Raw genomic sequence first — 13,578 nt, forward strand, 5'->3', positions numbered from 1 at the left:
CTCCTTTCTCTAATTTCCCAATTAAAAAAGAGCGGCCAGAGCCGCTCTTTAATTATTCTCCCTATATGCTGATATCCCTCTTTTGAAAAAAGAAAAAGGTTAACATCATGAATATTGCGTAATATACAGCGAGTATAGACAGTGATACCGGCAGTGTTATATCCTCTAGGATCCTTTCCTGAAGAGCATAGACTGTTAAATCCAAATGAGGGAAAATTAAAAATTTTGCCCAAGTATACTTGTCAGCAAGCATCAGGATTATGCCACCCAGTGTAGACGAAAAGAAAAGGACAAAAATACCGATACCGACTGCTAGAGCCTGGCTTTTAAATAGCGTAGAAAGCATGAATGCAATCGTCATGATCATGAGCAGGCTCGGAATGAAGTAAAGCATTTTCAAAAGGAATTGTTCACCTACAATGGCAACCTTCCTTCCCTCTAGTGTGATTTCAAAAATCTTCATATTAAAATCACCGCTTCCAAATAGAACCAAACCAATAATATAGCCGGATACGATCAACGTAATGACCAACATCAAGGCATAGATGATGACGGCTATGTACTTTGACAGCAGGATCCTCCATCTGTGGTGAGGGCGAATCAATAACTGCTTTATCGTTCCATCAGAGAATTCTGCCGCTACGTTGGCACTCCCTACTACAACTACGAACAAAGTAACAAGCGAGCTGACACCAACAACGACATCATTCATGAAGTGCCAGTTAGTCTTTGCATTTGGATTGATGTCCTCATCCAAAAACTCCTGAGTTTGATCAATTTGGTTTTGGATCATTGCCTTTTCATCATTAGAGGCAGATGCCAGCTGGTTTTCAAGCATGGCGATTTCCGCCTCCGTATCCTGACGCCAATTTGGATTTGGATCAGCACTGACCTTCATATAGATAATTCCTGCAATTAAAACAGCCAGGACAATAATGACCATATAAATCCAGCTTGCCATTTTTCCGAAGATCTTCATTAATTCATTCTGGATTAATCCAATCATGTCATTTGCTCCTTTCTGTCCTTATTTGTGATTTCCAGGAAGCGATCTTCCAACGTTGCTTTTACATTCAATATTTCGAAAACATCAATCTTATTTTCGACTAACAGCTTGTTAAGAACGGGTATTTGTTCTTTTCTCATTGATAATGTCAGACGTGAACCATCCTTTGATGTCACTTTAATCCCAGGCATTTGCTCTGCCAGCAGCCTGGCCGCTATGACAGGGTCTGATATTTCCACAACTACCGTTCTTGGCTTCTCTGTCTCTGACGTTTCATTTTCGTGCATGGATGAGATATGTATGAGCTGTCCATGTTCAATGATCGCGAATCGGTCACACATCAACTGCATTTCAGACAATAAATGAGATGATACCAATACGGATGTTCCCTGACTGGTAAGTAAACGCAAATAATCGCGGAATTCCCTGATGCCCTGGGGATCCAGTCCATTTGTCGGTTCATCCAAAATCAAGATGGAAGGTTTATGCAGAATAGCTTGTGCTACTCCAAGCCTCTGACGCATCCCTAATGAATAAGTTCGAACTTTATCATGTATTGCATTCTCCAGCCCTACCAGTTCTGTGACTTCATTGATTCGCTCTTCACTTACCTCACCTAAAGCCATGCGGGCATAATGCCTGAGGTTTTTAAAACCACTAAGGTACTTATAAAACTCAGGGTTTTCTACGATGGCACCAAGTTCATTCATTGCTGCCGTAAAAGAATTGTCCAGATCGTTCCCATTCACAAGCACTGTCCCGCCAGTACGGTTAATCAGGCTGACAATCATACGGATGATTGTTGTCTTCCCTGCGCCATTTGGGCCAAGAAGTCCAAATATCTCCCCTTTTTCTACTTGAAAGCTAACATCATCCACGATTGTCTTTTTACCAATCGTTTTAGTCAGTGACTTTACTTCTAATGCAAAATGCGACATAGAATCTCCTCTCTTCATGAAAAAAATACGTATATCCAATGATTAATACGAAAAATATTGTAAAAAGTTACAAAAAAGATAGAAAAGATTCTATATCGTCTCTGAATAGCCAGTATATTGCCAGTCATTAATACAAACGATATAACTGATATTCAAGCGAATATCCTGTGTTTCAAAAATCCAATCATGAGGTGATTGTATGAGTTACAAAGATCATTTAGATCCACACTCACAACTATTCCACCACACTTGGACTAGGCGGAAGCATACCAATTCGCAGGTCAATGGTGAAACCCAGGTAACCAAAAACACTATACTTGCAAGAAGTAATGCGAAAGCACACCGATTTTGAATTTTTGAAACAAAAAAAGGAAAAGACGCCCCAGGGCGTCTTTTCTCATAAAAACTCAAAGTAACAAGGTTTAAAGAAAAATAAAATAAATGGCAGCTGCCAAAATAATTCGATAAATCGCAAATGGCACCAATTTAATTTTATTGATCAGTTTAAGGAAAAATCGAATGAAAAGTAAAGCAAATACAAATGCACTAATGAATCCTACCGTGAAAAATGGCAGGGCATCCACCGTAAAGTACTGCCAATTCTTCATTAAAGAGATCGCGCTTGCACCAAGCATGATTGGTACTGCCATGATAAAAGTGAAATCAGAAGCTGCACGGTGGTTCAAACCAAGCAGTACACCACCTGAAATCGTGGATCCTGATCTTGAAAACCCTGGCCATAAACCAAGACATTGGAATAAACCGATACCAAGTGCCTGCTTATAGCTGATTTGATCAACATCATCAATCTTAACCACACGAGGGTGCAGGCGGTCGGCGATGATCATCAGGATGGCACCGATTACTAACCCAATTATGACGGTTTCCACAGAGAATAGGTGCTCATCAATATAATCCTCGAATAAAACACCAATTACACCTGCAGGAATCAAACCAACGATTACTTTTGAAAGACTAAGTCTTCCCCTGGAATCTGCGATAGAAACTCCCTTTTGCAAGCCCAGCAGGTTTATGAATCGATCCTTAAACACGATTACTACGGCAAGAATAGATCCTAATTGAATGACGACTTTAAATGTATTGGCAACAGGTTCCGTAAATATGTCTTTAGAATGCAAAAGAAGGTCATCGACAATAATCATATGCCCTGTTGATGAAACAGGAGCAAATTCGGTTAATCCTTCTACCAGACCAAGTATGAATGCTACAAACAATTCCCAAATATCCATTAAGTATATTACTCCTTTAGAAGATGAAAGTATGCTGCTGTTTCCCCTTTTCGTAATGAAAAGGTACCAAAATAGCATGCACTCTTTCAGTTTTATCTCTTATAGGATAAATAGTCAATAAAAAAATGCAGCCTCAAGAGCTGCAATAATCCCTTTCTTTAAAGACAAATACTTTCTGGCCGATAAAATTCGTAATGGTATAGAAAATAGATCCTAGAATAATTGCAATAGAGTCTAAACTCAAATATAGATCATGAATCGTACTTTCATTTATCCTTTCCGTTATACTATGACTAACCGAGAATGAAAGAATATAACTGACCAGGATCACTAAAACAAATCGAGGTGCCCCAACACGTACTGGAACGCTGCTCTGAAAGGTAAATGCCCTATTTAATATGAAGCTGACAGCAGCACCTATGCTGTTGCCGGTAAAGGTGGAATGCCAATATGGCCAGTCAAGCCCATTTTTCAGCAAAAACATCAAACCCATTCCAACCATGGTGTTAAGCATGCCGACGATGAGGAACCTCAAGAATTGCATGGAGTTTACAAAACGTCCTCCGATCCACTTGTTCAAATGGCTAGTTGTTCTCAGATAGCTTCCGTGTTTCAATGATTGACTCATACTCGTCCTCCTCCTTGTTCACCAATTTTCTTGGTAGGGGCAGGTTGAACAGGTCAACATCGACAATATATTTTGGCCTGCGCTTCGTTTCCTTGTAGATTTTCCCAATATATTCTCCGACCAATCCGAGGGCAATCAGCTGCAAGCCGCCAATAAGCCAAATCGATGTGATCAAGGACGTCCACCCAAGCTCTGTATTTCCAAAAAACTTTAAAGCTAAAAAGTAAATGCCAGATATCAGGCTGACAATAAATGATAGGCATCCGATAAGCATGACGAGCCTGATTGGAGTGACCGAAAACGATGTTATTCCATCGAAGGCAAATGCAAGCATTTTTTTCAATGGGTACTTTGTTTCCCCTGCAAACCTTTCCTTTCTTTCATAATAGACATTAGCTGAGTTGAATCCAATTAACGGAACAATTCCTCGCAAGAACATATTACTCTCAGCAAATCGCTCCAATTCATCTACCGCTCTCCTGCTCATTAAACGGAAGTCCGCATGATTAAAAATTAGTTTTACCCCCAGTTTATCCATTAGCTTGTAAAATCCTTCTGCGGTCAAACGTTTGAAGAATGTATCCGACTCCCTGCTGCTTCTTACGCCATAGACAATTTCGTATCCTTCAATGTACTTTCTAACCATTTTATTGATTGCATCGATATCGTCCTGAAGGTCTGCATCAATGCTCACCAGACAATCTGAAGAATCTCTTGCCGCAAAAAGACCTGCTAGCAAGGCATTTTGATGGCCTGCATTTTTGGACAGCTTCAAGCCTTTTATTAATTCATTCTTAAGGCTGGCTTTGTATATCAAGTGCCATGTATTGTCTTTGCTCCCGTCATCAACGAACAGGATTTTACTTTTTTTCGAAACCAGGTTTTCGTTTATCATTTGCTCAAGTTTTATTGTTAGCTGCTCAATAGTTTCTTCCAACACTTCCTGCTCATTGTAGCAGGGAACGATAATAGATAAGATTGGCAAATTCATGGATGGGCCTCCTTGGTGTTATAAAACCTGATATAGGTAAATTTTCCAGGCACTCGCATCTGAAGTGAAGATGGCATCAAGCTTCAAATCATTCTCAATTGCATTATCGATCGGGACCGCTGAAAAAATGTATTCGCCACCCATTTGTTTGAATGGCTCGATATTGATATCCAGATTCTTGATTCTTTTTTTGGAGTTTTTCTTGAACATGTAATGCTTGCCCAATTCATCTGTGAAGAGGTAACATCGTCCTCCCCATTCATCAAAATAAGTACGGATTTGCTGGTTCTTTTCCAGCTCGTTTTCGATAATCTTGCGAAATTGGTGCTTATACCTTAAGGGATAAAAATTATTATAGGTATCAAGTGTGTAAAATCCGTTATATTGGGCGATAGCAGGATGCAGCCCGATATTGGCTATTCGGTAGCTGCTTTGGGGTTTCCCAATGTGGTCCTTTATTGCTTCAAATTGTTTTTCAGCATAAAATTCACTCACACTCGGTTTTTTGCTCTGGACGATCTCTTCATTGCTAAACAATAATAAGATAATTTGTGCTCCAATCAGGAATGGAACAGTTTTTTGAAATAACTTTTCTTCCCAGAGAATCCTAAGCCCAACCGCAAAAAGAATATAAATGATCAATGGCCGCAAAAAATGATATCTGGCAAAATTGAAAGTATCAAGGAAGTGGAATCTTTCAGTTAAAGGAACCCAGCCTTTATAAAACCAGAATGCGTACCATGCCGATAATAGAAAATTCAGCAGGAAAAGAAAAACAAATATGCGCTCTTTTTCCCATCTCCGGTGCTTCCATAAAATCAGCATGGCAGCAATAATAACCGGCAAAATGATAAACGTATGCACCGTCATGGCATGAGTATGACCGAAGATGAAGTTTTTAAAAGTGAGTCTTACAGAATCAAAAAACGACAGCCGTGCGTGAAAATATTCGTCCCTGCTGTTCGGTTCACTATCAAACAGAAAAGAGTATACCAGTCTGTAGTCCGTAATCAGGTAAACCGCTGTCATATAAACAATCGCAATCAAGAAACGCCAGTTGAACGCTTTTTGGCGGATGGCATCCCTAATCCAGAGTAAACCCATGGCGCTCAGGAAAAAGAAAAAACCTAAAACAATGCTAGAGTAAAATGGCAAAAGTGTAAGGGTAAGATAATGACTCCACTTTCCATTCCCTTGTCTGATATGCAAGAAAGCCCATAGTGCCAATGGCATCCCTAAGGTACTCAGCATCCCAGAGGGCCAAAAAGGCGTTAAGGCAAACGCCAATGCCGTACCAATGAGGATCAGGGTTCTCTCCCTACTTGTAATAAAATGGTCCTTTAAAAGTAAATACATGCCAAGGAAGGCGAAAAATCTAGTAATTGCCTGGCTAATTCCATAAGCGATCATTGTTGGGAACCAAACATATAGCCAAACAATCAGGCTGAATTCAGTCCCAAGCGCATTTCTTGGAAGCCCATTGATGACTTGGGGAATAACAGTTTCTGCTGATCCAGCAATTTGACCACTCTCTGCAAGAAATTTATACCATGCCAAATTGGAATCCAGATTATCATGGACCCGAATATGGGCATCGTCCCCCAAAATAAAATACGGCAAAACGAAGACTGAAATCACGAGAAGAGATAGTATGATGTATTTACTCTCTTTTTCCTGCAAATAAGACAAATCACATTACACCTCATATTCCATGTTCGCCTTTTTAAGATTTGCACAACGACAGAAAATATTCCCTTAACAGTTAAACAACTTCCATAATACTTTTCTTTAGAGAACATCAAAATCAAAGACAATCAGATAGAAAAGTACAAATAATACTGACAGGAACAATGCATTTAAAGGCTTTTTATAGTGGAGCCTTAGCATGGGATACATCGTACTGTAAAAGAAAATTTCCCAAATAATCGACCATCCATGGTCAAATTTAATGGCTCCATACTTTAATGCCAGTGCCTCTATCAGGACGGAAAGTGATATCCATTTGAAATAATGCAAAATCTGTTTGTTTCGATGTTCAGGGAAATTTCCCAAAAACAAAACGATCATACTCGGATAAAACAAAAATGTATATAAAGATTCCGTTACAAATAGACTGATGAAATTTCTGTCAAACTCCCACAAATGTTTTTTGCCAATGTATGATATATATTCATAGAAGCAACTAAACAAGGCCCAATAATAAAAGGTTGGTAAAAACTCTCTCCATCTTTGCCACTTCCCCTTACCAAATGAAAACAAAACCCCGCTTACTATCACTGCAGCATGGAACAAGCTTTCAACCTCCTTTACTAAGGACCCTTGCAACTTCGGAACATCCAGATTTTAAAACAAAGCTCTTCCCATAAATTTTGTTACATCCATATCAATTGTAAAAACCGGGTTCTGGGTTTTACGAATATTTTTGCCTATCATATTCGGAAGTATCGTTGAAAAGAGCACTGTAACCCTATTAACAGAGGAAAAGTGTATAAATTTGAAAAGCAACAATCAAAGCGAAAACAGATTCAAAAAAGGGTGCTTTCTCAAGGCATTTGCTAAAGGTGCATTTTCCAGAAACACAATTGAAGAACGCGTTTATTAAAGGTATTTTTGAACTTTCTCTCATTTTTTATGTATGGCCCAACAAATATCTATGAATAAAGAAAAAAGGCTGTAATGGCAATTAAATTGCCATTACAGCCTTTCAAATCTCTTTCAATTCAAATTCCTCTCGGATTCCAGGACAAAAAGATTCTTTTTGGATTGGAGGAAAACCATTGCTGTCAACGTTATTGCCAAGAGCAGCCCAAATGACGCAAATCCGATGGTAGCCGTTTGCAGCTTTAAGGTTTCAGCCAGGTATCCCAACAAGAGTGTCAACAGGATTTGGAGTATCGCCTGAAAAAATGCAAATGCGCTGCTAAACCTTCCCATTAAATCCAGAGGGACATTGTTCTGAAAAAAGGTCGTGTATCCTGTAAATGAAAATGGAGAGAAGAATCCGATTATAATGAAGCCTATTACAGCCATAGGAACAGTATCTGAAGTTGCCAGAAAAAACATAAAGTATCCTGTCACCGATAAAAATGACCCTAAACCCAGCAGCGTACGAATTGAAAGCCTCGATGCCAACGCAGAAACTGCGAAGGAACCAGCCATATAACCTGCGCCTGTAAGACTGACTAGCAAGCCATAATTTTTTTCTGATAAACCGATGACTTGCTGGATAAAGGTTACCTCCTGTGAATCAAGTGCAAAGGATATCAATGTAATGAATTGGAAAATCATAAATACCACCATAAATCCAACCGCTGTCTTTCCAAAATCGGCCACTGCCTTCCAATCAGCAGCAATCATTTTCACAGTGATACTGTCTCTGTATTTTTCTTTTCCCTCTTCCCCATCGACGTCCGGCAGGAAGTATATAGCCGCGGCACAGAAAAAGAATGTAACTGCATTAATATAAATGCTGGTATTTATGCTTCCATACATGATCAGCAGGCCAGAGACACTTGGCCCGACCAGCATGGCTCCTGAAGTCGCGAATGAAAAAATGGAATTAAACCGTTTTCTTTTTTCAGGGGGAACTAACTTTGCTATGTATGTTTCAGAAGTAGGGCCAAAAAAAGCGCCAGCAATATTAGTCAAAAACATGATGATATAAATAGGAAAAAGCGACGTAAAAAAAGGAATCGCTACAATGAATATCCCCCGGATAATATCAATCCAGATCATCAACTTTCTTTTGTTTACACGATCGATTACGCTTCCAGCCCATGTATTGGTCAAAAGGATCGCCAGGGGCCTGATAATAAACAAGCCAGCAATCGCTGCAGCCGAGCCTGTGATCTTTAATACCAATAAGTTAATTGCCACAAAATAAATCCAGTTGCCAATGTTCGAAATCCCAATTCCCAGAATCAATAATATGGGATTTTTCCATCCCTTCAAGCAAACCCCTCCTGAATATAGACTAAGTTGTCGGAATTTTATCAAGCTTTTTTCTCTTTCATCCTATCGGTAACTTCCAAAAGTTTCAAGTACCGAATCAAAATAATTTACAATTTATCCCACATATAATCGTTGTCACAATTTGTCCATATAAATTTTCCCAACAAAATTAATTGAAACATGCATTATACCCGCATTTTTGGCACCCTTAAACTCTTGTATTTAAAGTTTCATATATTTACCACCTCCTCCACGACAATTTACCCATTTATAACATCGGTATATTACTTATAATGGTATATAGATTCGATAAGGAGCTGAAAGCATGAATTCAAATCCGAAATTTGTTTCTAAGGTCCTTCCGCTTTTTGCGGCGTTTATGGTATTGGTAACAATAGCAGCGACAATAGTCGTTCAAAATAATGATGACCAAGTATCGGTTCCATTTAATTCGCTTGTCAAGTCAGTAGAAAGTCTTAACGGCGATGAGGCTACCCTGATTGAAAAAATGGATGGAACTCTCATACTTAAAACAAATGATTCAACATTTGTTTCCCAAGTTCCCCCTGGCAGTGATATAGTCGATAAATTAGTAGAAAAATATAATATCAGTTATGAATATATGAACAATAGTAAGTATAGTGCCTGGATTCTTGGCGGTGTTCTGCTGCTTTTGATGGGTGCTGCATTTGTAATCCAAAAGAAAACCGGAGGAATTGGTGCCGGTAATCGAATGAAAAACAGCCTTTCCAAGCCTAATCCTTTGCCTTCCATCACGCTAACTGATGTTGGAGGTTTACAGGAGGAAATGAAAGAAGAAATAAGCCAAACACTTTCCATCCTGAAAAACCCAGAAAAATCAGCAAGGATGGGTATTAAACCTCCTAAAGGAATTCTTTTATACGGCCCTCCAGGTACCGGCAAGACTCTTCTTGCCCAGGCAATTGCCCATGAGCTCAATGCAAACTTTTTCTCAGCCAGCGGATCGGCTTTTAATGAAATGTTTATCGGAGTTGGTGCTTCAAGGGTGCGAAGCTTGTTCCAGAGTGCACGGAAGCAAGGTCCTGCTGTCATCTTCATTGATGAAGTCGACGCACTTGCCGGAAAGCGTAAACCACATGGCGGTGAAGAAGGCGAAAAGACACTCACTGAGCTTCTGGTCCAGCTTGATGGCGGACATTCAAACGATGGCATTCTGTTCATTGCAGCCACAAATAGAAAGGACATGCTGGATGATGCATTCCTTCGTCCTGGACGGATTGATTTCTCTTTCAATGTGCCTCTTCCGGATACTAAAGGCAGAAGGGAAATCATTGATATCCATATTAAAGGGAAAAATCTTGCTCCAGATGTCTTCTCATCATTGGATGACCTGGCAGAAAGCACTTCAGGTTTTTCAGGTGCAGAGCTCCACTCATTGTTTGAAACTGCCAGCAGACGTGCATTGAGAAATGGACAGGATTTCATTTCAAAAAGCGATATTGATTATGCCCTGGACCGTACAATCCTTGGCAGCACATCCAGGACACTTCAGGATGCTGACACTAAGCGCAGGGTTGCCATTCATGAAGCTGGACATGCCCTTGTGTCTGCTGTCACCAAACCTGGTTCTGTCCGGAAAGCGACCATTATTCCGCGCGGCCAGGCACTTGGTTATGTAGCCCCGATTCCAAAAGAGCTTCAATTGTCGACGCACAGCGATTTGATTGACCGCATCGCGATGATCCTTGCTGGCGGTGTCGCTGAAAGAATGTTCCTAGGGGAGCACAGTATTGGTGTTAGCGGAGATGTTCAACAGGCGAAACAAATCATTGAACAAATGGTCGATACTGGTTTGTTGCAGGAAGGTTTCTCACTCACATTCAGCAAAGGATTAAAAGAAACAAAAATGCAGGAACTTTTTGATGACGCGCTCGAAAAATCCGAAATGATTATCAGGTCTCATCAAAATCAGTTTGGACAACTTGTTGAAGCATTATTAAAGAAAGAAACACTTGAAGGCTCTGAAGTAGATGAAATTGTCCAGGATAAATCTGGTTTTCGTGAAGATCGATATGTAATGGTATAAGAGATTTCTGTATAAAAAAGGATTTCCGAATAAGATATCGGAAATCCTTTTTTTTATTTACGCTGGTCAATAGCCTGGGCAAGATTCGTTTTTATGTCTATTTCTTTAAAGGAAATTCCCAACTGTACAGCTGTTTGTGCAATCTCAGGGCGCATACCGGAAAGTGTTGCATTTACCCCTATTAGTTTCAAGGCATTCAACAGCTGGAATATCTGATGGGCAACCATGGTATCAATCATTGCAACCCCTGATAAATCAACAAACAAATGTTGGATTCCCCTTTGGGTGCACTGATGCAATGTATTTTCAAGGATCATTTTAGCCCTTGATGTATCAATATCCCCAATAAGCGGCAGCAACCCTTGACGGTTCGTCAGCGAAATGACAGGGGCGCTTAATTCATTGATTGTTTCCTGCTGTGCTTTCAACACACCCTGGGAATATTTATACGTAGCTTCTATAAAACGCAGGATTACCTCATCCATTTCTTTAAGGATGGTATCATACCAGAAATCGACCTCTTCTCTTGCTATTTCAGGATGTAACTGTGCAAATCGGCGGATATAATCAAAGTACTGGTTTCTTACATTTTTAAATTCCTTTATCACAAACTGAATCGGAGTTTTCACATGCTCGCCATCACTTGCAATCTTCTCGATCCATGGTTTAAAGTCCTGAAAGAATTCCCCTTCTGCCTTTTTGAATAATTCAATGAAATGAAGGTGAAATTCATGATTTTGTTCTTTCAGCGCAGAAACGACATCTGGATCACTAGAGGCGTATACACCTGCGGTATTTTCTTTATCGATATTTTGATGCCATTCCTCCGTTAAATTCCGACTATTTTCCCTTAAAAAATTGTATAATTCCTGATTTCTATGCAAAGAAATCCCCCCTCGTCTGGAAGCAAACAGATGATCAAAATATTCGTAAGCCTATATTCAGCCTAAAAGGATTATAACAAACATTCTCCTATTAAATAATTTTAACGCCGGTGCTTTATTCCAATTTGTGCTTCTCCTTTAATTCTTTAGGTGCCATTTTAATAATTTGTTGAAATACAATTAATAGCACACCAACATCATCAACGATGCCAATTAGTGTCAAAAAGTCCGGAATAATATCAAATGGAAACAAAAAATAACCAATGATCAAGCTCGCTGAAATTATTTTTTGCCTAACCGGAACAATTCCAGAAGCAAAAAATTCTATAAGAAAGGGAAAGAACTTTTTCACTTTAAAAACCAACCGAATTCTTTTAAAAAACTTCTTCATTTCATCCACCTCTTTTATAGAGACTATTATATCCTTCTTTCACCAGTTGTCAGTTTTAAAACCTCTTTGAGGCATATTTATATTTACGATCAGCAGGTGGATTCGTTTCATTTTATCAAAGTCTATTTTCGTAAATATCACAGTGTTCATCCAAAAAAGAAAAATAACGTTTGCCCAAGAACTGCCGATTTTAAAAAAAGCAGCCATTTCAATGGCCGCCCAGTTTCTTTACTATTCTTGTTCATCGCAATAATGATGGATCGCTCTTTTGAAGAATGCAGCCAAGCCGGGCTGATATTTATCGATATTCTTTGTGAAGCGTGGATCATCGACATATAGATCCCCCAGCCCTCGAAAAATATCAATGGTACAATCATAATAGTGATCTGTGATGAACTGTCTCCAATCCGCAACTGCTTCCTGAACAGCCGGATCATTCGGGCCATCAGCCATACCGGAAATCAGCCTCTGGTATATCTCTTCTGTTTTCGCCTGAATATTTCCCCAGTCATCAGGAGTATAATTCGCAGTCCTCTTTTCTACCTTTTCAACTGTCTCTTTTCCGTATCTCGCCTTTGCTTCCTCACTATATTTCTTCTGATGTTCTTCAATTTCTTTCATATCGAATCCTTCGAACATATCTTTCTCCTTCATTTCATATCCCCCTTCAATTGAATTAATCGTCTTTTCCACTGTCCTGATGATCTCATCTAGCCGCTTCTTTTTCTTTAAAAGCAAAGCTTTATGATTCTTCAAGGATTCTTTCCTGTTGAAATCGGGCCGGTCCAAAATATCCTTAATTTCTTGCAGGGTGAAATCCATTTCTTTAAAAAACAATATTTGCTGCAGGCGTTCTAGGTCTCTTTCTGAATAAAGCCGATATCCAGCATCAGTCACAGCCTCTGGCTGCAGCAAACCAATCCTGTCGTAATGATGCAGAGTTCTAATACTCACTCCTGTCAGGTTGGCAACTTCTTTCACCTTGAACATATCTTGATCACCTCCACACCTATAGCGTAAACTATCACCTTGCGTCAGGGTCAACAGGGTTCTGAATTTATTTTTAAAGTTTACATAATACTTTTATAATCTATTTGACATTAAAGCTATATCGATTTTCGTGAATTCTCCTTTTCATGGACATTTTGGCATGCTCCCTTTCTTGAAATGTCTATTAAATGGGGATTCTTGGACATTTTGCCCCGCTCCGGCTTCTGAAATGTCTATTAAATAGGGGTTCTTGGACATTTTGCCCTGCTGCCGCTGCTGAAATGTCTATTAAATAGGGGTTCTTGGACATTTTGCCCTGCTCACACTGCTGAAATGTCTATTAAATAGGGGTTCTTGGACATTTTGCCCTGCTCACACTGCTGAAATGTCTATTAAATAGGGGTTCTTGGACACTTTCCCCTGCTCCCGCTGCTGAAATGTCTATTAAATAGGGGTTATCGGACATTTTCCCCTGCTCACT

Annotated in this window: 13 protein-coding genes; 2 read left to right on the top strand and 11 right to left on the bottom strand. The window is 39.5% G+C overall.

Annotation, left to right across the window (positions count from 1 at the left end; all coding sequences use genetic code 11):
• Positions 1–61: 61 nt before the first annotated feature.
• Together M3593_RS01595 and M3593_RS01600 are read right to left on the bottom strand one after the other, a co-directional pair.
• On the bottom strand, positions 62–1,006 hold the full coding sequence (locus M3593_RS01595; protein ID WP_144480548.1) for an ABC transporter permease: 945 nt from the start codon (positions 1,004–1,006) through the stop codon (positions 62–64).
• Positions 1,003–1,944, bottom strand: a complete 942-nt coding sequence (locus M3593_RS01600; RefSeq protein ID WP_251540375.1) for an ABC transporter ATP-binding protein — start codon at positions 1,942–1,944, stop codon at positions 1,003–1,005. The genes M3593_RS01595 and M3593_RS01600 overlap by 4 nt, the downstream gene beginning before the upstream one ends.
• 199 nt (positions 1,945–2,143) lie before the next feature.
• Here M3593_RS01600 and M3593_RS01605 point away from each other — a divergent pair, with 199 nt between their 5' ends.
• Positions 2,144–2,296, top strand: coding sequence for a YpzG family protein (locus M3593_RS01605; RefSeq protein ID WP_079509236.1), 153 nt, complete (start codon positions 2,144–2,146; stop codon positions 2,294–2,296).
• 70 nt (positions 2,297–2,366) lie between these two features.
• Here M3593_RS01605 and M3593_RS01610 read toward each other — a convergent pair whose 3' ends face one another.
• The 6 genes from M3593_RS01610 to M3593_RS01630 form a co-directional block, all read right to left on the bottom strand.
• On the bottom strand, positions 2,367–3,194 hold the full coding sequence (locus tag M3593_RS01610) for an undecaprenyl-diphosphate phosphatase (protein ID WP_251540377.1): 828 nt from the start codon (positions 3,192–3,194) through the stop codon (positions 2,367–2,369).
• Positions 3,195–3,327: 133 nt separating this feature from the next.
• Positions 3,328–3,822, bottom strand: a complete 495-nt coding sequence (locus tag M3593_RS01615) for a GtrA family protein (protein ID WP_251540379.1) — start codon at positions 3,820–3,822, stop codon at positions 3,328–3,330.
• Positions 3,779–4,813 carry a glycosyltransferase family 2 protein gene (locus tag M3593_RS01620; protein WP_144480540.1) on the bottom strand — a complete coding sequence of 345 codons (1,035 nt, stop codon included), beginning with the start codon at positions 4,811–4,813 and terminating at the stop codon, positions 3,779–3,781. Before M3593_RS01620 ends, M3593_RS01615 begins: the two co-directional genes overlap by 44 nt.
• Positions 4,814–4,831: 18 nt before the next feature.
• Positions 4,832–6,502: a DUF6044 family protein gene (locus M3593_RS01625; RefSeq protein WP_251540381.1), complete on the bottom strand. Its 1,671-nt coding sequence runs from the start codon at positions 6,500–6,502 to the stop codon at positions 4,832–4,834.
• 99 nt (positions 6,503–6,601) lie between these two features.
• Entirely contained in the window at positions 6,602–7,090 is a 489-nt protein-coding gene (locus M3593_RS24200; protein WP_353056075.1) for a CBO0543 family protein, read from the bottom strand.
• Between the two features lie 438 nt (positions 7,091–7,528).
• Positions 7,529–8,764 (bottom strand): MFS transporter, encoded by a 1,236-nt coding sequence (locus tag M3593_RS01630; protein ID WP_251540384.1) that lies wholly within the window; start codon positions 8,762–8,764, stop codon positions 7,529–7,531.
• A 325-nt stretch (positions 8,765–9,089) separates the two neighbouring features.
• Between M3593_RS01630 and M3593_RS01635 the strand changes: the two genes are divergently transcribed.
• Complete coding sequence (locus tag M3593_RS01635; protein ID WP_251540386.1) at positions 9,090–10,832, top strand: AAA family ATPase; 1,743 nt, start codon at positions 9,090–9,092, stop codon at positions 10,830–10,832.
• 53 nt (positions 10,833–10,885) lie between these two features.
• On the opposite strand, the gene M3593_RS01640 is transcribed toward M3593_RS01635, so the two are convergent.
• The 3 genes from M3593_RS01640 to M3593_RS01650 all read right to left on the bottom strand — a co-directional run bounded on the left by M3593_RS01640 (position 10,886) and on the right by M3593_RS01650 (position 13,097).
• On the bottom strand, positions 10,886–11,716 hold the full coding sequence (locus tag M3593_RS01640) for an STAS domain-containing protein (RefSeq protein ID WP_251540388.1): 831 nt from the start codon (positions 11,714–11,716) through the stop codon (positions 10,886–10,888).
• Between the two features lie 115 nt (positions 11,717–11,831).
• Complete coding sequence (locus M3593_RS01645) at positions 11,832–12,107, bottom strand: YkvA family protein (protein ID WP_251540390.1); 276 nt, start codon at positions 12,105–12,107, stop codon at positions 11,832–11,834.
• A gap of 231 nt (positions 12,108–12,338) precedes the next feature.
• The gene (locus tag M3593_RS01650; RefSeq protein ID WP_251540392.1) at positions 12,339–13,097 is read right to left on the bottom strand and encodes a MerR family transcriptional regulator; all 759 of its coding nucleotides are present in this window, start codon (positions 13,095–13,097) and stop codon (positions 12,339–12,341) included.
• Positions 13,098–13,578 lie beyond the last annotated feature (481 nt).

The sequence above is a fragment of the Mesobacillus sp. MER 48 genome (genome assembly GCF_023714225.1).
Taxonomy (GTDB): Bacteria; Bacillota; Bacilli; order Bacillales; family Cytobacillaceae; genus Mesobacillus; species Mesobacillus oceanisediminis_A.

Excerpts from the sequence above, each read along its gene's own strand:
- M3593_RS01595 (WP_144480548.1), bottom strand. The coding sequence starts at position 1,006 with ATGATTGGATTAATCCAGAATGAATTAATGAAGATCTTCGGAAAAATG.
- M3593_RS01600 (WP_251540375.1), bottom strand. The coding sequence starts at position 1,944 with ATGTCGCATTTTGCATTAGAAGTAAAGTCACTGACTAAAACGATTGGT.
- M3593_RS01605 (WP_079509236.1), top strand. The coding sequence starts at position 2,144 with ATGAGTTACAAAGATCATTTAGATCCACACTCACAACTATTCCACCAC.
- M3593_RS01610 (WP_251540377.1), bottom strand. The coding sequence starts at position 3,194 with ATGGATATTTGGGAATTGTTTGTAGCATTCATACTTGGTCTGGTAGAA.
- M3593_RS01615 (WP_251540379.1), bottom strand. The coding sequence starts at position 3,822 with ATGAGTCAATCATTGAAACACGGAAGCTATCTGAGAACAACTAGCCAT.
- M3593_RS01620 (WP_144480540.1), bottom strand. The coding sequence starts at position 4,813 with ATGAATTTGCCAATCTTATCTATTATCGTTCCCTGCTACAATGAGCAG.
- M3593_RS01635 (WP_251540386.1), top strand. The coding sequence starts at position 9,090 with ATGAATTCAAATCCGAAATTTGTTTCTAAGGTCCTTCCGCTTTTTGCG.
- M3593_RS01645 (WP_251540390.1), bottom strand. The coding sequence starts at position 12,107 with ATGAAGAAGTTTTTTAAAAGAATTCGGTTGGTTTTTAAAGTGAAAAAG.
- M3593_RS01650 (WP_251540392.1), bottom strand. The coding sequence starts at position 13,097 with ATGTTCAAGGTGAAAGAAGTTGCCAACCTGACAGGAGTGAGTATTAGA.